18 protein-coding genes are annotated in these 19,473 nt (G+C 64.0%); 9 read left to right on the top strand and 9 right to left on the bottom strand.

What is annotated here, in order from left to right:
• Positions 1-34 precede the first annotated feature (34 nt).
• Positions 35-1,465 (bottom strand): NAD-dependent succinate-semialdehyde dehydrogenase, encoded by a 1,431-nt coding sequence (locus ACHWUQ_RS19755; protein ID WP_394682188.1) that lies wholly within the window; start codon positions 1,463-1,465, stop codon positions 35-37.
• Between the two features lie 25 nt (positions 1,466-1,490).
• Positions 1,491-2,567: an alcohol dehydrogenase gene (locus tag ACHWUQ_RS19750; RefSeq protein WP_394682187.1), complete on the bottom strand. Its 1,077-nt coding sequence runs from the start codon at positions 2,565-2,567 to the stop codon at positions 1,491-1,493.
• 258 nt (positions 2,568-2,825) lie between these two features.
• On the opposite strand from ACHWUQ_RS19750, the gene ACHWUQ_RS19745 reads away from it, so the two are divergent.
• The 3 genes from ACHWUQ_RS19745 (at position 2,826) to ACHWUQ_RS19735 (ending at position 5,072) form a co-directional block, all read left to right on the top strand.
• Positions 2,826-3,488, top strand: a complete 663-nt coding sequence (locus ACHWUQ_RS19745; RefSeq protein ID WP_312409595.1) for a TetR/AcrR family transcriptional regulator — start codon at positions 2,826-2,828, stop codon at positions 3,486-3,488.
• Between the two features lie 124 nt (positions 3,489-3,612).
• Positions 3,613-4,116 (top strand): sigma-70 family RNA polymerase sigma factor, encoded by a 504-nt coding sequence (locus ACHWUQ_RS19740; protein WP_394682186.1) that lies wholly within the window; start codon positions 3,613-3,615, stop codon positions 4,114-4,116.
• Positions 4,116-5,072 carry a FecR domain-containing protein gene (locus ACHWUQ_RS19735; RefSeq protein ID WP_394682185.1) on the top strand — a complete coding sequence of 319 codons (957 nt, stop codon included), beginning with the start codon at positions 4,116-4,118 and terminating at the stop codon, positions 5,070-5,072. Before ACHWUQ_RS19740 ends, ACHWUQ_RS19735 begins: the two co-directional genes overlap by 1 nt.
• A gap of 137 nt (positions 5,073-5,209) precedes the next feature.
• Here ACHWUQ_RS19735 and ACHWUQ_RS19730 read toward each other — a convergent pair whose 3' ends face one another.
• On the bottom strand, positions 5,210-5,530 hold the full coding sequence (locus ACHWUQ_RS19730) for a hypothetical protein (protein WP_394682184.1): 321 nt from the start codon (positions 5,528-5,530) through the stop codon (positions 5,210-5,212).
• A 5-nt stretch (positions 5,531-5,535) separates the two neighbouring features.
• Between ACHWUQ_RS19730 and ACHWUQ_RS19725 the strand changes: the two genes are divergently transcribed.
• Positions 5,536-7,191, top strand: coding sequence for a hypothetical protein (locus ACHWUQ_RS19725; protein ID WP_394682183.1), 1,656 nt, complete (start codon positions 5,536-5,538; stop codon positions 7,189-7,191).
• Here ACHWUQ_RS19725 and ACHWUQ_RS19720 read toward each other — a convergent pair.
• The 3 genes from ACHWUQ_RS19720 to ACHWUQ_RS19710 are packed head-to-tail and all read right to left on the bottom strand — an operon-like array spanning position 7,184 to position 9,890.
• On the bottom strand, positions 7,184-7,591 hold the full coding sequence (locus tag ACHWUQ_RS19720; protein WP_394682182.1) for a hypothetical protein: 408 nt from the start codon (positions 7,589-7,591) through the stop codon (positions 7,184-7,186). The two genes, ACHWUQ_RS19725 and ACHWUQ_RS19720, sit on opposite strands and share 8 nt — an antisense overlap.
• A 54-nt stretch (positions 7,592-7,645) precedes the next feature.
• Positions 7,646-8,647, bottom strand: coding sequence for a YhdH/YhfP family quinone oxidoreductase (locus ACHWUQ_RS19715; protein ID WP_394682181.1), 1,002 nt, complete (start codon positions 8,645-8,647; stop codon positions 7,646-7,648).
• 25 nt (positions 8,648-8,672) lie between these two features.
• Complete coding sequence (locus ACHWUQ_RS19710) at positions 8,673-9,890, bottom strand: CaiB/BaiF CoA transferase family protein (RefSeq protein WP_394682180.1); 1,218 nt, start codon at positions 9,888-9,890, stop codon at positions 8,673-8,675.
• Between the two features lie 127 nt (positions 9,891-10,017).
• On the opposite strand from ACHWUQ_RS19710, the gene ACHWUQ_RS19705 reads away from it, so the two are divergent.
• The 4 genes from ACHWUQ_RS19705 to ACHWUQ_RS19690 all read left to right on the top strand — a co-directional run bounded on the left by ACHWUQ_RS19705 (position 10,018) and on the right by ACHWUQ_RS19690 (position 14,268).
• Positions 10,018-10,857, top strand: a complete 840-nt coding sequence (locus ACHWUQ_RS19705; RefSeq protein ID WP_394682179.1) for an IclR family transcriptional regulator — start codon at positions 10,018-10,020, stop codon at positions 10,855-10,857.
• 59 nt (positions 10,858-10,916) lie between these two features.
• Entirely contained in the window at positions 10,917-12,071 is a 1,155-nt protein-coding gene (locus ACHWUQ_RS19700) for an acyl-CoA dehydrogenase family protein (protein ID WP_312525285.1), read from the top strand.
• A gap of 82 nt (positions 12,072-12,153) precedes the next feature.
• Entirely contained in the window at positions 12,154-13,149 is a 996-nt protein-coding gene (locus ACHWUQ_RS19695; RefSeq protein WP_394682178.1) for a tripartite tricarboxylate transporter substrate binding protein, read from the top strand.
• Positions 13,150-13,176: 27 nt separating this feature from the next.
• Entirely contained in the window at positions 13,177-14,268 is a 1,092-nt protein-coding gene (locus ACHWUQ_RS19690) for an NAD(P)H-dependent flavin oxidoreductase (RefSeq protein ID WP_394682177.1), read from the top strand.
• Between the two features lie 69 nt (positions 14,269-14,337).
• Here ACHWUQ_RS19690 and proP read toward each other — a convergent pair whose 3' ends face one another.
• From proP to ACHWUQ_RS19675, 3 genes are all read right to left on the bottom strand, one after another.
• Positions 14,338-15,909 (bottom strand): glycine betaine/L-proline transporter ProP, encoded by a 1,572-nt coding sequence (gene proP / locus ACHWUQ_RS19685; RefSeq protein ID WP_394682176.1) that lies wholly within the window; start codon positions 15,907-15,909, stop codon positions 14,338-14,340.
• Between the two features lie 144 nt (positions 15,910-16,053).
• Positions 16,054-17,079: a methionine synthase gene (locus ACHWUQ_RS19680; protein ID WP_394682175.1), complete on the bottom strand. Its 1,026-nt coding sequence runs from the start codon at positions 17,077-17,079 to the stop codon at positions 16,054-16,056.
• Between the two features lie 153 nt (positions 17,080-17,232).
• The gene (locus ACHWUQ_RS19675; protein WP_394682174.1) at positions 17,233-18,216 is read right to left on the bottom strand and encodes a DUF1852 domain-containing protein; all 984 of its coding nucleotides are present in this window, start codon (positions 18,214-18,216) and stop codon (positions 17,233-17,235) included.
• A gap of 149 nt (positions 18,217-18,365) precedes the next feature.
• Between ACHWUQ_RS19675 and ACHWUQ_RS19670 the strand changes: the two genes are divergently transcribed.
• Entirely contained in the window at positions 18,366-19,274 is a 909-nt protein-coding gene (locus ACHWUQ_RS19670) for a LysR family transcriptional regulator (RefSeq protein WP_394682173.1), read from the top strand.
• The last annotated feature ends 199 nt before the right edge of the window (positions 19,275-19,473 follow it).

Here is a 19,473-nt window from a genome sequence, read left to right as displayed (position 1 = left end):
CGGGCCGGCATGCCCTGGGCGCCGGCCTGCGCGTTCAAATGGTCTGGCTGACGAACTTGCTGCTGAGGTAGAAGGCCAGCGCATCGGCGCCGCCCTCGCTGGCATAGCCCGACTCCTTGACGCCGCCAAACGGCTGCTCGGGGTAGCCCATCGCGATCGAGTTGATGCCGACCAAGCCGCTTTCGATCCCGTTCTTGAACCACTCGCCGCGCGTGGCCGAGCCGGTGAACACATAGGCCGCCAGCCCCCAGGGCAGGCGGTTGGCCTCTTGCAGCGCCTGCGCATCGCTGTCAAAGTGCGCAAACGCGGCAATCGGGCCAAAAGGCTCTTCGTTGAAGATGCGCGCATCCTGCGGCACATCGGCCAGCACCGTGGGCGCAAAAAAGTAGCCCTTGCCCTCGGGCGCCTTGCCGCCCGTCACCACACGGGCGCCCTTGGCCACCGCGTCATCCACCAGGGCCTGCATGGCGGCCACCCGGCGCGGGTTGGCCAGCGGGCCCATGCGGGTGGCCTTGTCCAGGCCGTTGCCCATCACATAGCCTTCGGCAATGCGCTGAAAACCGGCAATGGCTTCGTCATACAACGGCGCCTGCACCAGAAAGCGCGACGGCGAGATGCAGGCTTGGCCGGCGTTCCAGAACTTCTGCACGCCCAGCAATTTCAGGCTGCGCGCCAGGTCGGCGTCGTCGCAGACAATGGCAGGCGCATGGCCACCCAGCTCCATCGACACGCGCTTCATCGCGGCGCCCGCTTGCGCGCTCAGCAGCTTGCCCACCGAGGTCGAGCCGGTGAACGAGATCTTGCGCACCACGGGCGAGGCAATCAGGTGCTCGGAGATATCACCTGGCACGCCATAGACCAGGCCCAGCACGCCGGCAGGCAGGCCGGCCTGCTCCAGCACCTGGATGAAGCGGGCCAGCGCTACGGGCGTTTCCTCCGAGCCCTTGACGATGATCGAGCAGCCGGCAGCCAGTGCGGCGGCAATCTTGCGCACGGCCTGGTTGATCGGGAAGTTCCAGGGCGTGAACGCCGCCACCGGGCCCACCGGCTCATGCTGCACATACTGGCGCAGCTCGGGTGAGCGCGGGGGGATCATGCTGCCGTAGCAGCGGCGCGCCTCTTCGGCAAACCATTCCAGCACCTCGCTGGCGCCCGACAGCTCGATGCGCGCCTCGGTCAGGCGCTTGCCTTGCTCATGCACCAGCATCAGCGCCATTTCTTCGGCATGCTCGCGCACCAGCGCCGCGGCCTTGCGCAGATAGGCCGAGCGCTCCATCACCGAGGTTTTGCGCCAGGCGGCAAAGCCGGTCTGGGCGGCGGCCAGCGCGGCATCCAGGTCGGTGCGGCTGGCCTTGGCGACGCGGCCAATGCTGCTCTCATCGGCGGGGTTGGTGATGTCCAGCCATTCCTGGCTGCTGCTGTCGCGCCACTGGCCGTCGATCAGCAATGGGACTTGGTAGTTCATGCGGTGCTCCTGGTTCTTTCTGGCTTCAGCTTTGCAAAATGGCGCGGCCGGTGACCTTGCCGGCACGCAGTTCGTCCAGCACGGTCTGCACATCGCCCAGCGGGCGGCTGCTGAGCGGCAAGGGCGGCAACACCCCTTGCTGGGCCAGTGCCACCAGCTCGCGCAGCTCGGCCAGCGAGCCCACATAGGAGCCGCCGATGGAGATGGCGCGCATGGGGATCAGCGGCAGCTGGATGCTGGCGCTGCCACCAAACAGGCCGACGATGAGGATCTTTCCGCCCTTGCCGACGACGGCATTCGCAAACTCGAAGCTGCGTGTGGAGCCGACAAAATCGAGCACGGCCGACACGCCCTCAGCGCTGGAGCGCGCCAGGGTCTTGGCGGCATCCGCCTCGGCCGGGTCCACCACACGGCTGGCGCCGGCATCCAGCGCGGCCTGGCGCTTGGCCGGGTCGATATCGACAACGATGGGCCCCAGGCCATGCAGGGCCTTGGCCAGCGCCACCGCAGCCAGGCCCACGCCGCCCGCGCCGATGATGACCAGCGGTGCCTGCTCGGTCGCTGGCGCCACCTTTTTGAGGGCCGAGTAGGCCGTCAACCCCGAGCAGGCCAGGGTGGCGGCAAAGGCGGCGTCAATGCCGGCATGGTCGATCAGGTAGCGCGGGTGGGGCACGCGCACATGGGTGCTGAAGCCGCCATCCCGCGTGGTGCCCAGGCTCTCGGGGCGGGCGCACAGGTGCTCATCACCGCGAGCGCACAGCGCACACTGGCCGCAGCCAATCCAGGGGAAGACGATCACCGAGCGGCCCAGCGCGCCTTCGGCGCCGGGCCCGTTGGCGGCCACGGTGCCGACGATCTCATGGCCCAGGGTGCGGGGCGGCTTGAGCACTTTTTCCAGGCCGAAATGGCGGCCATCGCCCAGGTCAAAAAAGCCCTCTGCCATGTGCAGGTCGCTGTGGCAGACGCCGCAGGCGCTGATGCGCACCAGCACCTCGCTGCCCTCAGGCGCAGCAATGGCGCGGCGCGCCAGTTGCAGCGGTTGGCCAAAATCGACGACCTGGTAACTCAGCTGTTCGCCAGGGCTGGCGGTTGCGTTCGACATGCGCTTGTCTCCTCAATCAACGGGGCTCAATGGCTGCTGGCGCGGCGCTTTGGCAGGGGCCTGAAACGGCTGCTCAGCGTTGGAAGAGTCCAAAGATACTGATCAGTATCGATTGGTACTATTGGGGATTTCACGCATGGATGGCGGGGTGGCATCTTGTACAAAACGGCCCGCCTTTCCACTATGCTGGGGCCATGTGTACAGCGTGCTGGCGCGCGTTATCGCCGCAGCCCCACGCCCACCAGGAGACCTTCAGCAGTGCAGCTACCACCCACCGACACCAACGCAGGCGATGCCAAAAACCAGATCCAGGAATACAAGGACACCTTGATCATCAATGCCGCCGCCGAGCTGTTCTACAAGCGCGGCTTCAAGAGCGCGACGCTCGATGACATCGCAGCCTCGATCGGCGTGACCAAGCCCTTCATCTACAAGCGCTTCAAGTCCAAGCACGAGCTGCTGGAGCGGCTTTTCGACAAGGTGTTTGCTGGGCTCTATGAGGCCGTCAGCCAGTGCGAACAGCTGGAAGACAAGGATCCCGTGCGGCGCTTTGCGTTTTTTATCGACACCTATACGCGCCGCAAGATCGAGCTGAGCAGCTTCTCGGCCATCCTGCTCGAAGAGGAAAAAAGCCTGAGCCCGGAAAAAATCAGCGATATCCGCAGCAAATACCACGGCTTTGATGCGCTGGTGACGCGGCTCATCGTCAACGGCGTGGAAGCCGGCGTCTTCAACGTCAGCAATCCCAAGGTGACGGCCTTTGCCATCAGCGGCATGGTGCAGTGGACGCACCGCTGGTACCAGCCCAACGGCAAGCTGTCCATCGAGGCGCTGTGCCAGGAGATGACGCAGATGGCGCTGCGTCTGGTCGGCTGGACAGGGCAGTACGTGCTGCCCGCGCCGCCTGCTCCGCAACGCTGACCTGCCGGGCGCATGGGGCGCGCCGGATGGCCTCGAATGTCCTTTGTAAAGACGGTCTTTGCCATTGAATATAATTGAGAGTCATTCTCAACTATTGACTGTGGCAGCAGGGCGTGGACATCGCATGGCATCTCCCGGATACTTGGCTTCGCCCATCGAAGCGCTCTACAAAAACCACCATGCCTGGCTGCAGTCCTGGCTGCGGCGCCGTCTGGGCCATGCGGGCGATGCGGCCGACCTAGCCCATGACACCTTCATTCGGCTCATGCTGGCGCCCCGCAACGTGGACGCTGCTGATGAACCGCGGGCCTTCCTGACCCATGTCGCCAAAGGCCTGGTGGTGGATTTATGGCGCCGGCGCGAGATCGAGCGCGCCTACCTGGAGACCCTGCAGGCCCTGCCCGAGCTGCATGCACCATCGCCCGAGACCCAGCTGCAGGTCATCGAGGCCTTGGTGCAGATCGACCGGCTGCTGGCAGGCCTGGCGCCCCGCACGCGCCAGGTGTTTTTGCTGGCGCAGCTCGATGGCCTGAGCTTGCAGCAGATCTCGGACCATGTCGCCATGCCGGTGATCACCGTGCGCCGCCATATCCACAAGGCCTTGCTGCGCTGCCTGGAGGCCGCGTGATGGCAGGCGTTGCCGCGCAAAACAGCTTGCTCAGCGAAGCGGCCGACTGGCTGATCCGGCTGCGCTATGAAACGCCCACTGCCAAGGAGCAGGCGCGCTTTGAACAATGGCGCAGCCAAAGCCCCGCGCATGAGGCGGCCTGGCACAAGGCCGAAGCCATGCTGGGCGTATTTGCCCAAGTGCCTGCCGAGGTCTGCCAGCAAACCTTGACTGCCGTGCAGCGGCCCGACCGGCGCAAAAGCCTGGCCTGGCTGGGTGGCCTGCTGGTGGCGGCCCCCGCCGGCTGGCTGGCCTGGCGTGAGCTGTCCTGGCGCGACTGGATGGCCGACCAGGCCACCGCTGTGGGGCAATCACGCTCGCTGCTGCTGCCCGATGGCTCGACCTTGACGCTCAACACCGCCAGCGCGGTCGCCATCCGCTTCAACGCGCAAGAGCGCCGGGTGCGGCTGCTGGGGGGCGAGATCTTGGTGACCACGCAAGCCGACCCCTCGCCCCGCTACCGCCCCTTTGTCGTGGAAACGCGGCAAGGCTCCGTGCAGGCGCTGGGCACGCGCTTTAGCGTGCGCCGGGTGGATGCGGACACCAGCCGCGTCGCCGTATTCAGCCACACCGTCGCCATCACCAACCAGCAAGGCGCCACCCAGCTGCTGCAAGAGGGGCACACCGCCGACTTCAGCAGCAGCGGCATCGGCCCGCAAAGCGATGTGCAAGCCAGTGCTGCGCTGTGGGAGCAGGGCATGCTGCTGGCCAAGGACATGCCGTTGGCCGACGTTGTGGCCGAGATCGCCCGTTATCGGACTGGGCGTCTGCACTGCGATCCCGCCGTAGCCCAGTTGCGGCTATCGGGCGCCCTGTCGCTGAAGGACACGGACGCCAGCCTGGCGCTGCTGGCGCAATCGCTGCCGGTGCGGATTGAGCGAGAGGCGCATGGGGTCGTGAGGGTGGTGGGGCGTTGAATAGGGCGGTAGCTCTGCGGTATGCATCGCTTTGAATCGCCCCCTGACTTGTTTTGCGAATACGCGGTCTACCTATTTTGGCAACTGGCATTTCATTCAATTGCTTTATTCCATTCCCGCTGTGCACTCTGAGAGAATCAGCGCGGCTTGGTGGGATGCTGAATTATCGGATTCGGCAGCGGCTCATAGCCATTGCCCCTGCCACTGAGCCAACTCAGCGCGGTTTTTCCCGCTTGCCTCAAATAAGCCTGCGCCTCCAGGAATAGTGGCGAGTCTAAATCCTTGTTGGTCAATGGGCGCGGTCTGCCGGATTTTTCCGCACTGAGAAAGTGCGCCCTGTGGAGCTCATCGCTATAACTGCGTGCAAAAAAACTTTCTTCGCCATCAGAAAATTGGTAGATGTAATACTCATAATGGTACTCATGGAAGCCGGCTTCATCTGGTTCGCTGGCGTCCAAATGGTATGTACAAACAACTTGCATCTGAAACTGATTCAATCCAAGGAGATAAAGTGGCACACAAGAGGCGCATTCCAAAGCTGGCATCCATTCTCGCAGTATCTGCATTGGCACTGTCCATATCTCCCAGTTGGGCAGCTCGCAGTTTTACCCCTCAAGCAGGCACTTGGGTCATCATCGATGAAGTAGACGGTAAACCGGGCCGAGGTTTTGCGATCGATGTGCAGGGCAATACTTTCTTCATGCAGGTATTTGGCTACGAGAAAAATGGTGATGCCACTTTCTATGCCGCCACGGGCCAGATGGAGGGCGATACCGTCACCGCCCCGTTGATGCGCTACCAAGGCGGACGCAGTTTTGGCAGCGAGCCACGCGATGCGCAAGAAGACAAAAGCATGGGCAATGTCACGCTCAGCTTTCGCAACGGTTTGCAGGGAACGATACAGCTGCCTGGCGAGCCTGCCAAGGACATCGAGCGCTTTGTTTTTACCGCGCCAGATGCCGCCTATTACCAGACGGAGCAGTGGAAGACTTCGTCACGGATGGCGCGTTGGTTTGGGTTGAACGCGCAGGGCCAGGTCGAGAAGAGCTGGTTCGCGATGCTCAAGACCAGTCCCACTGAACCCATGCGTCTGACGCTGTCCGACGACCAGACGAGCGAGACGCTGGAGTGCAGCCTCGCTACGCCAAGCGACAGCATCCGCTGCGTTGCTGCGAATGCTGCAGATGCTGGGCAAGCACCCGTGGTGAAAGAGGTGCAGTTCCGCCTGCTGGGCGCTCAAGTTGCTGGCGCCGTCAGCCTGCAAGCCGAAGGTGCTGCGCCATTGCAGTTATTGGGCCTCAATACGCGCGCGGATTATCCGTACCGCGGGGGGGTCATCACCGGCTGCTGCGCCAATGGGCTTGAATCGTTTATGCCAGGCACTTTTGGTTATGCGCAGCGGCCTGCCTACCAGCCCAGCAATGGCACCTGGGTGATGGCGGACGAATTGACGGGCAAGCCCGGGCGTGGCGTGAGTCTGGATGTGCAGGGCGGAAAAATGGTCATGCAGGTATTTGCTTACCGGGCCGATGGACAGCCGACCTTCGCTATGGGAGTGGGCGACTTCGGACCCGATCCAGAATTGAGAGATGTCAGCAGTGCCCGTTTTAGCTTGCAACAGTACCGGGGTGGGCGCAGTGTGGGCGGTGCCGCTGCCAGTGGCGAGCTGGTGCGGGACGAAGGCGAAGTCGTGGTTCAGGTATCCGGCCTCTCGGGTGGGTCCGGCATGCCGGCTGGCAGCTTGGCAGAGGCGATGGTGCAATTCCCGGGCGAGCCCGCCAAACGGATGCTCCGCTTGCCCCTTCAGCCTTGGCAGACATTGGAAGACCAGTTCTTTGGTGAATGGTATTTCCAGGGCTTGCCGTATGCAGGAAGGCCTTTGACCGTGACCCTCAACCGCAGAGAGGGTGAGTTTGTGACCAATGACGATGGCTCGGTGCGGTGCCAGTTCAATACGCAGTTGCTGCGAGGCGAATGCCAGTGGCCCACGGCCACGGGCACGTCAGGTTCCTCAGGCCCGATAGCGCTGCAAGATGCATTTGTCATCTCCAGCTCTTACGTCCGTTTGCGTGACCGTCATGGCAATCTGACCGGTCTGGGAGATGTACCACTTAACTAGCGCCCAGCGACTTCAGGAGACATGAAGGCTGCGCTGTTGAAACTACCGACACGCAGCTTCCGCTGGTGGCGATGAACCATTCGCGAACACCGGAAAGTGCCGCAGCCGATGTCAGCAAACCTGGCATGGCCTGCTCCCGCGAGAGCAGGCCGCCTGCTGCAATTTCATAGACGATGCTGTCTTTGAATTGCCCGCTGCACCAGTAGGCGCTGTGGTTGCCTTCATCGGTCTCCAGCAGCGCTTCGTAATGTGGGAACGAAATGTGCAGAGTGACGGTGTCGTCCAGCAGACTTTTCACGACGATTTCCAGCGATGCGGCCTGACGACGGATGTCAAAAACATCGGTCTCGCCAGCTGGAAGTCGAATGTCCTGAAATTCCTTTCGCGCTACCACCTTCATCGCAGATCCAAGCACTCTGTGAAATCGGCCATTCTATGGAGGCTCGGTATGGGCTTATGCGTGCGCAGCCCCAAACCGTACCACCGTACGCCCACTCGTTGCCCCCTCCAACTGCCCCGCCGCATGCGCCAGCAACCCGTCCAGCCCGATAAAGCGCACACCGGGCTGCAGCGCGGCAAAGTCCGGTTTCCAGTCGCCCGCCAGCTTGCCCCACAGCCTGCGCCGTTGTGGCCAAGGGGCGTTGGCGACGATACCGAACATCTGCGCGCGGCGCATGATGAAGGGCAGCACGCTGCCATCAAAGCTGTTGCCCGAGGCATTCCCTACACTGGCCAGCAGGCCGCCCTCGCTCAGAGACCGCAGCATCCATGACAGCACCGCGCCGCCCACGTTGTCGATGCCGGCAGCGAACTGCGGCTTCTCGATGGGGCGCTTGGAGCCGATGACCTGGCTGATGTCGATCACCTCGCTGGCGCCCAGCGCGCGCAGTGCCGCCTCGTTGCTGCGGTCGCGGGTGAGCGCGGCGGTGCGGTAGCCGGCACGGTGCAGCATATGGATGGCCAGCCGGCCCACGGCACCGCCGGCGCCGGAGATGGCGACCAGGCCGCTGTCGGGCTGAAGGCCCAGTTCTTCAAAGCGCTCCAGCGCCATGGCGGCGGTAAAGCCGGGTACGCCCAGAATGGCGACCTGCTCGGCGCTCAGGCCTGCGGGCAGCGCTTGCAGGTGCTCGGCGGGCGCCTGCACCAGCTCGGCAAAGCCACCATCCACATCAATGCCGCGCTGGAAACCATGGCTGAGCACCATGTCACCAGGCCGGAACTGCTCGCTGCGCGATTCGAGCACCTTGCCCACCACCTCGATCCCCGCCACGCGGGGGAACTGCGTGATGATCCTGGCTGCCCCCTGCAGCGACAAACAGTCCTTGTAGTTGACGCCCGCATAGTGGGACTGGACCAGCACCTCGCCGGGCGCTAGTTCGCCGCGCTGCAAGGTCTCCATCTGGGAGTGGATGGTTTTGTCCACGCTGCGCGTGACCATGGCCTGATAGCGGTTCATGCAGTTCTCCTGAAAAGGTGTTCGGTCAAACCACGCCCTGCGCGCGCAGCTGTGCCAGCGCATCGGCCGATACGCCCAACACCGCATAGACCTCGGCGTTGTGCTCGCCCAGCGCCGGGCCGGTGCGGGGCACCGGCATGTCGCGGCCGATAATGCGCGGAACAATGCAGGGCGCAGGCAGGCTGCCATGGTCGGCATCGGGCAGGCGGATGATGGCCTCGCGTGCCTGAAAATGCGGGTCCGCCTCGATGTCGGCGATGTCATAGACCTTGCTGAACGGGATCTCGCCGGCCTCCAGCTTCTGGCTGATCAGCGCAAAACTATGCTCGGCAAACCAGCCGCTGACGATGGCGTCGAGCGCATGCACATGGGCCACGCGATGGGGCAGGCTGTCAAAGCGCGGGTCCTCGGCCAGCTGGGCCTTGTCCATGGCCTTGCACAGCCGCAGCCAGACGGCCTGGGACGAGGCCACCATCGAGAAGAACACGCCATCGGCACTGCGGTACATATTCGACGGCGCCGTGTAGGTGGCCAAATTGCCTTCGCCGCGCCGGGCCAGGCCCAGCTGTTCATGCTCGACGGGCAGCGGGTCCAGAATGCGGAACAGCGCCTCGGTGGCCGACAGGTCCACCTCCACGCCCCGGGCCTCGGGGTCGGCACGCAGGCGGGCCATTTCTGCGGCGATCGAGAACGCACAGAAGATGCCGGCCACCGCATCGCCGATCGGGTAGTTGCTGTGCATCGGCGCGCCGCCCGCCGGTGCTGTCAGGTTGGTGAAGCCGCTCATCGCCTCGAACACCCGCGCAAAGCCGGCGCGGGCGCGGTAGGGGCCTGTCTGGCCAAAGCCGGTCAGCCGCACCACGATGAGGCGCGGGTTGGCGCGGTGCAGGGTGGCAATGTCCAGGTCCCAGCGGTCCAGGCTGCCGGTGCGAAAGTTCTCCACCAGCACATCGAACTGCGCCAGCATGGCCAGCAGAAGCTCGCGCCCCTGCGGTTTGCGCACATCCAGGGTGATGCCGCGCTTGCCCCGGTTGGCCACCTTCCACCACAGCGGTGATCCATTCTTGATGGGCTGCATGTGGCGCAGTGCATCGTTGCCATCGGGCAGCTCCAGCTTGACGACATCGGCGCCATGGTCGGCGCACATTGTCGCGCCGCTCGGTGCAGCCAGCACCGTGGCCATGTCCAGGATGCGTACGCCGGCCAGCGAGCCCGGGTGGGTCTTGGTCTTGTGGTGGGTCATGAAAACTCTTCGTGCAGTAAGCGCAATAGCCGCTTTGTCCCACAGCGGAATGGCGGCTGCAATAGCATGTTTCGCTGAGCGAAACACTCGGCTCAAACGATTGACCTGGAAAGGCTGCCGCCCAATCATGACCTCACGAACCACCGCCCAACGCCCCGTGAACACCATCTCCCTGCCCGGCCTCGTCAGCCCCCATGACCTCACGCAAGACCGCCAGTTCTCGATGAACCTGGCACGCGGTCTGGAGGTGCTGCGCGCGTTCACACCGGCCAGCCCGGTGCTGGGCAACCGGGAGATTGCCGACCGCACCGGGCTGCCCAAGCCCACCGTCTCGCGGCTGACCTATACGCTCACCTTGCTGGGCTATCTGAGCCGCGACGGCCAGCTGCAAAAGTACCGGCTCGGCCCCGGCGTGCTGTCGCTCGGCCATCCGCTGCTGGCCAGCATGGCCGTGCGCCAATCGGCCAAGCCGCTGATGGAGTCGCTGGCGCGCAGCACCGGCTGCACCGTCAACATGGGCGTGCGCGACCGCGATCTGGTGGTCTATATCGACTCAGTGCGGGCTGATTCCACCAACCAGCACCTGCCCGATATTGGCTCCACCCGCCCGCTGCTGTCCAGCGCCATAGGCCGGGCGCTGATCCTGGCCTGCCCGGCGGCCGAGCAGCGCGCCATCCTCAATTACCTCCAGGTCAAGGACCGTGCAGAGTACGACGCCCAGCTGCCCAACTGGCAGGCCGATGTAGCGCGCTTCAAGGACGAGGGCTACTGCCACTCCAAGGGCGACTGGCGCAAGGAGATCCATGCGATTGCCGTGCCGGTGCGCACCCATCTGGGCGGTTTGCCGGTGGCGCTGAACTGCACCTTGTCCACCCACCGTGCGTCCAAGAACCTACTCACCCGCGAGGTGGCACCGCTCCTCAAGGAAGCCGTTTTTCAACTGGAACTGGCGCTGGGCATACGCTAGGGCTTGAGAACCCCAAGCCCGGTAACCAGCGCCGGTCCACAACCTCAGAAAGAAGAGTGATGATCCGAGACCCCCAGACGTTTGAAGCGATGCTGGCCGAGCTGCGCAGCTTTCTACGCAGTGAATGCCAGCCGATCGAGGAACAGGTCGATGCGCAGGACCTGATCCCCGAGCCGGTGGTGCAGCGCATGCGCGAGCTGGGTCTGTTTGGCCACAGCATCCCCGAGGCCTATGGCGGCGCGGGCCTGACGACCGAGGAGCTGGCCCTGGTCAATATTGAGGTCTCGCAGGTAGCGACCACCTTCCGCGCGCGCTTTGGCGGCAATACCGGTATTGCGTCGGAGTCGCTGGTGGTCGATGGGACCGAGGCGCAGAAGCGCCAGTACCTGCCGCTGCTGGCCAGCGGCGAGGTGACGGGCTGCTTTGCGCTGACCGAGCCCGAGGCCGGCTCTGACGCCACCGCGCTGCGGACCACCGCCGTGCGCGATGGCGCGCATTTTGTCATCAGCGGGCGCAAGTGCTTCATCACCAATGCGCCAATTGCCAACCTGTTCACCGTGTTTGCCCGGTCCGAGCCCGGCAGCAAGGGCGCCAACGGCATCAGTGCTTTTCTGATCGAGCGCGGCACGCCAGGGCTGTCCACACCACCGGCGATGCGCAAGATGGGCCAGCATGGCTCGCCCGTGGGTGAGGTGGTACTGGACCAGGTGCGCGTGCATGAAAGCGCCATCGTGGGCGGCCTGGAGGGCAAGGGCTTTCGCACGGCCATGCGCGCGCTCAACAAGCAACGCATCAACCTCGCCGGTCTCTGCGTGGGCCCCGCCATCCGCCTGGTGCAGGAGATGGCCCAGCAAGCGCAGCGCCGCCAGCAGTTTGGCCAGCCGATCAGCGAGTTCCAACTGGTGCAGCAGCTGATTGCCGAGAGCAATACCGAGGTGCATGCCGCCCGCGCACTGGTGCTGGAGACCGCCCGCAAGCGCGACGAGGGCCAGGACGTGACGATGGAAGCGTCCATGTGCAAGCTCTTTGCCTCCGAGACCTGCGGCCGTGTGGCCGACCGGGCCGTGCAGATCTTCGGCGGCAGCGGCTATGTGGCCGGCAATGTGGCCGAGCGCTTCTACCGCGATGTGCGCCTGTTCCGGCTCTACGAAGGCACCAGCCAGGTCCACATCACCAACATCGCCAAACGCACGATGGCGGCGCTGACTGCTTAGCGGCTTAACAGCACCGCGCGCAGAGACAACAACGAGAGCAGACCGACAAAAGCGCAATCCACCCTTCTCAGGAGACACAGCCATGCAGACCATCCCATCCCTCGCCCATGCGGCACGCGCCTTGCTGGCGTGCAGTCTGGCCGCCACTGCGCTTGCGCAGGCGCAGCCCCAGGCGGAAGGCTATCCCGCCAAGCCGGTCAAGGTCATTGTTCCATTCTCGGCGGGCGGGGTGGTCGATTCGGTCGCGCGCATCATCAGCGACAAACTCTCTACCCAATACGGCAAGCCCTTTATCGTGGAGAACAAGACGGGCGCGGGCGGCTCCATCGGCACCGACTATGTCGCCAAATCGGCGCCTGATGGCTACACCCTGCTGGCGGTCAGCCCCAGCCATGCGGTGGCGCCCGCGCTGCAAAAGAGCATCTCCTGGAACCCCGTGCGCGACTTCAAGGCCATTGCCGGCTTTGGCTATGTGCCCAATATCATCGTCGTGCACCCCAGCCTGCCAGCCAAGACCATGGCCGAGTTCGTCGCGCTGGCCAAGAAGAGCGCGCCACCGCTGACCTATGCCACCGCCGGCCTGGGCACCTCCAACCACCTGTCGGGCGAGCTGCTGGCGCAAGAGGCCCATATCGCGCTCGCACATGTGCCCTACAAAGGCCAGTCCGAGGCCTTGAACGACCTGCTCTCCGGCCGGGTCAACATGATGCCGCTGACCTCGGCGCTCGCGATTCCGCATGTCAAAAGCGGCAAGCTGCGCGCCTTGGCCGTCACCACTGCCAAGCGCTCCAGCGCATCGCCCGATCTGCCGACCGTGGCCGAAGCGGCGCAACTGCCCCGCTACAACGTGGGCACCTGGTTTGGCTTTGTGGCCCCGGCCAACACACCGGCGCCCGTGCTGCAAAAGCTGTCGGCCGATATTGCGCAAATCCTCGCGCAGCCCGATGTCAAGACCAAGCTCGAATCGCTGGGCATGGAGCTGGCACCGCAGAACGCCGAGCAGTTCGATAGCTTCATCGCGCAGGAGAGCGAGAAGTGGGGCCAGGTCATCCAGCAGGCCGGCATTGAGCCGAACTGATGGCAGCATTCTGACAAGGCCAGCACCATGCCGCAATTTCAAACACCGCTCTGCCAGCGCCTGGGCATAGCGCATCCGATCTTTGGTTTCTCGCACGAGCCCGACGTCGTGGTCGCCATTGCCAAGGCTGGCGGCTTTCCGGTGCTGGGGCTTGCGCGCGATGCGCCGCAGGATATTCCGGCCATCGTGCGCGATGTCGAGCAGCGCCTGGCGGGCCTGCCCTATGGCATTGACCTGATGCTGCCCGCCCATGTGCCCAGCCAGGCCGATCCGCAAAGCCTGCAGGCGGCGCTGCCGCCCGCGCATGTCGCGTTTGTGGCGGGGCTGCGGCAGCGCTTTGCGATCCAGCCGCCCAGCCAGCCCAGCTTTTTTACCGCCCATGCGCGCTCGGAGGCGCTGTTCCAAGCGCAGATCGATGCGGTGCTGAACTCCCAGGCCTGCGCGGTAGCAACCGCCATCGGCCTGCGTGCCGAGCTGATTACCGAGGCCAAGCGCCGAGGCAAGCTCACGTTCTCGCTGATCGGCTCAGTACGCCATGCACGCAAGGCACTGGACATGGGCGTAGACGTGCTGGTGGCCCAGGGCTATGACGCGGGGGGCCATACCGGCACGGTGGGCACCATGTCGCTGCTGCCGCAGATTGTGGAAGTGGCACAGAACACGCCCGTGCTGGCCGCTGGCGGCATCGCCACCGGTGCGCAGGTGCTGGGCAGCATCTGCAGCGGCGCGCAGGGCGCCTGGCTGGGCACCTTGTGGATGGCCGCGCAAGAGAACCACACGCCCGCTGCGTTGCTGGACCGGCTGATCGCCAGCAGCAGCGAAGATACCGTCATCTCCCGCGCCCACAGCGGCAAGCCTTGCCGCGTGGTGCGCAGTGCCTGGATCGATGCCTGGGAAGAGGCCGATGCGCCGGCGCCGCTGGGCATGCCACACCAGCAGGCGCTGACCGGCGATGTGTTTGCCTCCATCCACGAACACAACAGCGCCTCGCTGATCTACGAGGCGGCCGGGCAGAGCGTGTTCGGCATTCGGGGGCCTACGACGGTGGCCGCGCAGATGCAGGCACTGGTCGCGGAGATGGACAGCGCGTTCCATCGGCTCTGCGGGCTGGTGCGCTAGCCGGGCCCTTGCCACTGCGGCGGTGGAAGGCGGTACCGGGCCACTGCGCGCCACGCGCAGTGCCTGCTGTCAATCCAGGCGAGGGTGCAGGTCGATGTACTTCTGTTTGCGCAACTCCAGCTCAGCGATCTGCGCTTGCAGCTTCGCGATCTCGCCATCGATCTCCTCGACACTTTGCTCGATATGGTCCAGCGTCTGAATCAGCAGCTCCTTGGCCTCTTTTTTGCTGGAGGCTGCCGGGGTGGCGCCGCGCAACGGGCGGTTGGCGGTTTCCTTCATGAAGATGCCGGTGATGATACCGATGACCGCAACGAACATCAGGTAGTAGGCCGGCAGGTACAGGCTACCGGTGGTATCGACCAGCGCAGCGGTGATCGTGGGCGTGAGACCGGCGACGATGATGGCGATGTTGAACGATGCCGCCAGCGCGCTGTAGCGGATGCGGGTGGGGAACATGGCCGGCAAGGTCGACGCCATCACACCGGTAAAGCAGTTCAGCACAATGGCCAGCATGAACAGGCCGACAAAGATCAGCGCGATCTGGCCGTTGATGATCAGCTTGAATGCGGGGAAGGCCAGCACCAGCAAGCCGATGGAGCCGAAGATCACAAAGGGCTTGCGTCCGACGCGGTCGCTGGCCAGGCCGATGACCGGCTGCACAAACAGCATGCCGATCATCACCGCGATGATGATCAGCACCCCGTGGTCCTCCGAGTACTGCAGGTTATGCGACAGGTAGCTGGGCATGTAGGTCAGCAGCATGTAGTACGTGATGTTGGTGGTGAGTACCAGACCCACGGACACCAGCAGCGGGCGCCAGTAACGCGTTGCGATTTCCTTGAACGAGATGCGGGGGCGGTTTTCCACATCCTCCTGGTCGTCCTTTTCCATCTGGTCGAGCTGCTGCTGAAACGCAGGGGTCTCTTCGGCCGCATGGCGCAGATACAGGCCTACCAGCCCCAGCGGTGCGGCCAGGAAGAAGGGCACCCGCCAGCCCCATTCCAGAAAGCGCGCTTCGCTCAGCAGGCTTTGCAGCAAGACCACCACGCCGGCACCGGTGACAAAGCCGACGATCGAGCCGAAGTCGAGAAAGCTGCCCAGAAAGCCGCGTTTGCGGTCCGGCGCAAACTCGGCGACAAAAATGGCAGCGCCGGTGTATTCCCCTCCGACCGAAAACCCTTGCGCGAGCTTGCACAGCAGCAGCAGGATGGGCGCCCAGATGCCTATGCTGGCATAGGACGGTATCAGGCCGATACAGAAGGTGCTGGCGGCCATGATGATGATGGTGATCGACAGCACCTTCTGGCGGCCGAACTTGTCACCCATCACGCCAAAGAATAGACCGCCCAGAGGCCGCACGAGGAACGGAATAGAGAACGTGCCCAGCGCGGCAATCATCTGCACGCTGGCCGAGGCATCGGGAAAGAACACCTTGCCCAGTGCAAAGGCCACAAAGCCGTAGACGCCGAAGTCGAACCACTCCATCGCATTGCCCAATGCGGCTGCAGAGATGGCTTTCTTGAGCTTGACCTTGTCGACGATGGTGATGTCGTGCAGCTCCAAGGTGCCGCTTTGTGTCGGTATCAGGGGCGGCGAAGGAGGCGTCGGATCGGCCGCGGTGTTGTTGTTGATGGTATCCATGCGGTTCCCCGGTGATGGTGGGCCGCCATCTTCGCCAATTGCCCTGCCAGCGTCTGTAGGACGAGGCTGGGCTTCACTGCCTCCAAAACCCGCTTGGTGTCTGCTGCGCTATCGCCCGGCCGACATCGGCAGGCTAGGCTGGGGTCAAGCGGCGGCCAAGCGCTCCTTGGCCAGCCGTGTGCCCGCCGCCAGCGCCTTGAGCTTGGCCCAGGCCACGTCACGGGACATCGGTGCCAGACCGCAATTGGTGCAGGGAAAGAGGCGTTCCTTGGGCACAAATTCCAGTGCCCGGGCGATGGTGTCGGCCACTTCCTCGGGCGTCTCGATGGTGTCGCTGGCAACATCGATCACCCCGACCATCACATCCTTGCCGGCGAGCAGCTTCATCAGGTCAGGTGGTACATGCGAGTGGATGCATTCCAGGCTGACCTGGTCGATGCTGCTGCGCGCCAGGGCGGGGAACACCGTCTCGTACTGGCGCCATTCATCGCCCAAGGTGCTCTTCCAGTCGGTATTGGCCTTGATGCCGTAGCCGTAGCAGATGTGCACGGCGGTGGTGCAGGTGAGGCCCTGCGCGGCGCGCTCCAGTGCCTGAACGCCCCAGTCGGCTGCGTCCTTCATATAGACGTTGAAGGCCGGCTCGTCGAACTGGATGATGTCCACGCCATCGGCCTGCAGTGCCAGCGCCTCCTGGTTGAGCAACTCGGCAAAGGCCATGGCCATCTTGACCTTGTCGCCATAGAAGCGGTCCGCCACGGTGTCCACAATCGTCATCGGGCCGGGCAGGGTGAACTTGAGCTTTTTCCGGGTATGGGCGCGTGCCAGCTGCGCTTCGAACGCATGCACGCGCCCCTTGAGGCGCAAGGCCGCTACCACCTGCGGCACCATCGCGTCGTAGCGGTTGTCGCGGATGCCCATCTTCACCTTGTTGTCGAAGTCGATCCCCTCGACCTGCTCCAGAAAGCCATGCACAAAGTGCTGGCGTGCCTGCTCGCCGTCGCCAACGATGTCCAGGCCGGCATCTTCCTGGGCCTTGATCCACAGCAGCGTCGCATCGGCCTTGGCCTGGCGCAGTGCATCGCCTTCTGCCATCCACTGGGGCCAGAGCTTGTTGGTTTCGGCCAGCCAGGCGGGTTTGGGCAGACTGCCCGCAATGGAGGTTTCGAACATGGGGGATTTCCTTTCAAAAAAATGGGGAGTCAGGCAGGCCTGTGTCCAGCGCATTGTGCTGACCCGGTCGCGCAACCGGGTGCCATAGGTGACACCGGGCAGGGCAGGGCAGGGCAAGGCGATGCGGCTGGTCCAGCGCGCCGGGCGCTGCCGTCAGACCGTTGCCGCAGCGCTCGCTTGCTGCAGCATGCGCTGGTAGGGTTTGATGAAATGCTCTTCGGCAAATCGGCCTTGCTTGACAGCCAGCGCGCTGCGCTCTTCGCGGTCATAGACGATCTGCGTCAGCGAGTAGTCCTCGTGCTTCAGGCTCGGCTGGTAGCGCGCGCCGGCGGCTGCATTGGCGTTGTAGATCTCCGGGCGGTAAATCTTCTGGAAGGTCTCCATCGTGCTGATGGTGGCGATCAGCTCCAGGCTGGAGTAGTCGCCCAGCAGGTCGCCGTGGAAGTAGAAGGCCAGCGGCGCCACGCTGTGGGCGGGCATGAAGAAGCGCACCTGCATGCCCATCTTGGCAAAGTAGTGGTCCGTCGGCGAGTCCTCGTTTTGCCGGTACTCGATGCCCAGCACCGGGTGCTGGTTGCCGGTGCGCTGGTAGACCTTGCTGGTCGACGCGCTGATGCAGATCACCGGAGCCTTGCGGAAACTGGCCTGGTACGTGTCCGACCGGATGAACTGCTGGAACAGCTGCCCATGCAGAAGGCCAAAATGCGCGGGCGTGCTGAAGCCGGTCCGGTTCAGGTTGTGCGCAGGCAGCAGCACGCTGAAATCGTAATCCCGCACATAGGACGAGAAGTTATTGCCGACGATGCCGTCGCTGCGCTGGCCCGTGTGCAGGTCAAGGATGTGGGTCTGCAGCATCTCGATCAGCGGAAACGCCTCGCCGTGCTGCTGCGTGCCCCAGTGCAGTGCCACGGAAACGATGTCCAGCTCCACCGCATAGCGGTCGGCCTCTGGATTGTCCCAGTGCGCCAGCGCGTTGAAGCGGTTGTCGATCATCCGCAAGGTGTTGCGCAGGTTCTGCTGCCGGTTTTCGCCCCGGGCCAGGTTGGCAAAGTTGGTGGTGATGCGCGTGCTGTCCGATGGCCGGTAGTGCTCATCAAAACGCAGGCGCTCGATGCTGAAGGAAAAGTCGCTGCTCATGCGGGTCCGATCGTGGATGTCTGCGGGCCTTCGGGCCGTATGGGCTGTTTCAGCCCAGACCGCTCAGGTCGATGGGCCGGATGTTAGAACGTGCAATCCATGAAGTAAAATGGTTTTATCTCATATATCCATGAATATGGTTCATTTGAATGCTTGAACGTATCCATCTCAGCATCGTCCAGCAGGTCGAAAAGCAGGGCTCGCTCACGGCCGCTGCAGGTGTGCTGAACCTGACCCAATCCGCACTGAGCCACAGCATGAAAAAGCTGGAGCAGCAATTGGGCACAGCGGTGTGGCTGCGGGAGGGCCGCAGCCTGCGCCTGACGCAGGCCGGCCAGTACCTGCTGGCGGTGGCCAACCGTGTGCTGCCACAGCTGGATCTGGCCGAAGCGCGTCTGGGCCAGTTTGCGCAGGGCGAGCGCGGGGCGCTGCGCATTGGCATGGAATGCCATCCCTGCTACCAGTGGCTGCTCAAGGTCGTCTCGCCATATCTGGCCGCCTGGCCGGATGTGGAGGTGGACGTGAAGCAGAAATTCCAGTTCGGCGGCATTGGTGCGCTGTTCGGCTACGAGATTGACCTGCTGGTCACGCCCGATCCGCTGTTCAAACCCGGGCTGCGGTTTGAGCCGGTGTTTGACTATGAACAGGTGCTGGTGGTGCCCCGTGGCCATGCGCTGGCCTCTGCCACCTATGTGAAGCCCGAGCAACTCACGCAAGAGGTGCTGATCAGCTACCCGGTGGACATCGAACGGCTCGATATCTACAACCAGTTCCTGCTGCCCGCCGGAGTCACGCCGCGCCGCCACAAGGCGATTGAGACCACCGACATCATGGTTCAGATGGTCGCCAGCGGCCGTGGCGTAGCCGCCCTGCCGCGCTGGTTGGTCGAGGAGTACGCTGCGAGGATGGCAGTGGTACCGGTGCGGCTGGGCCCGCACGGCATTGCCAAGCAGATTTTTCTGGGCGCGCGGGAATCGGAGGTGGCCATCGACTATGTGCGCGCCTTTATCGAACTGGCACGCCAGCCAGGCGCTGCGGGGCCTGGCGCCAGCGCTTAGCGCCCGGCCCGCGTTGGCACCCACTTGGCGCTGGCGCTCCTTGCAGGCGGATGGCGGGTGTGGTGGCGCAGGTGGTGCCGCGCAGAGCGGCCTTCGCCCGGCATCACCGACAAAGCAAAGCAAATGGGCGACGAGCAAATGCGCCCATGGCGCCACACCGCCACAATGAAAAACCCCGGCTGCGGTGCTGACGGCAAGC

It is taken from the genome of uncultured Comamonas sp. (assembly GCF_964277875.1).
GTDB lineage: Bacteria > Pseudomonadota > Gammaproteobacteria > Burkholderiales > Burkholderiaceae_C > Comamonas > Comamonas sediminis.
This window is presented reverse-complemented; position numbering and strand designations above follow the sequence as displayed.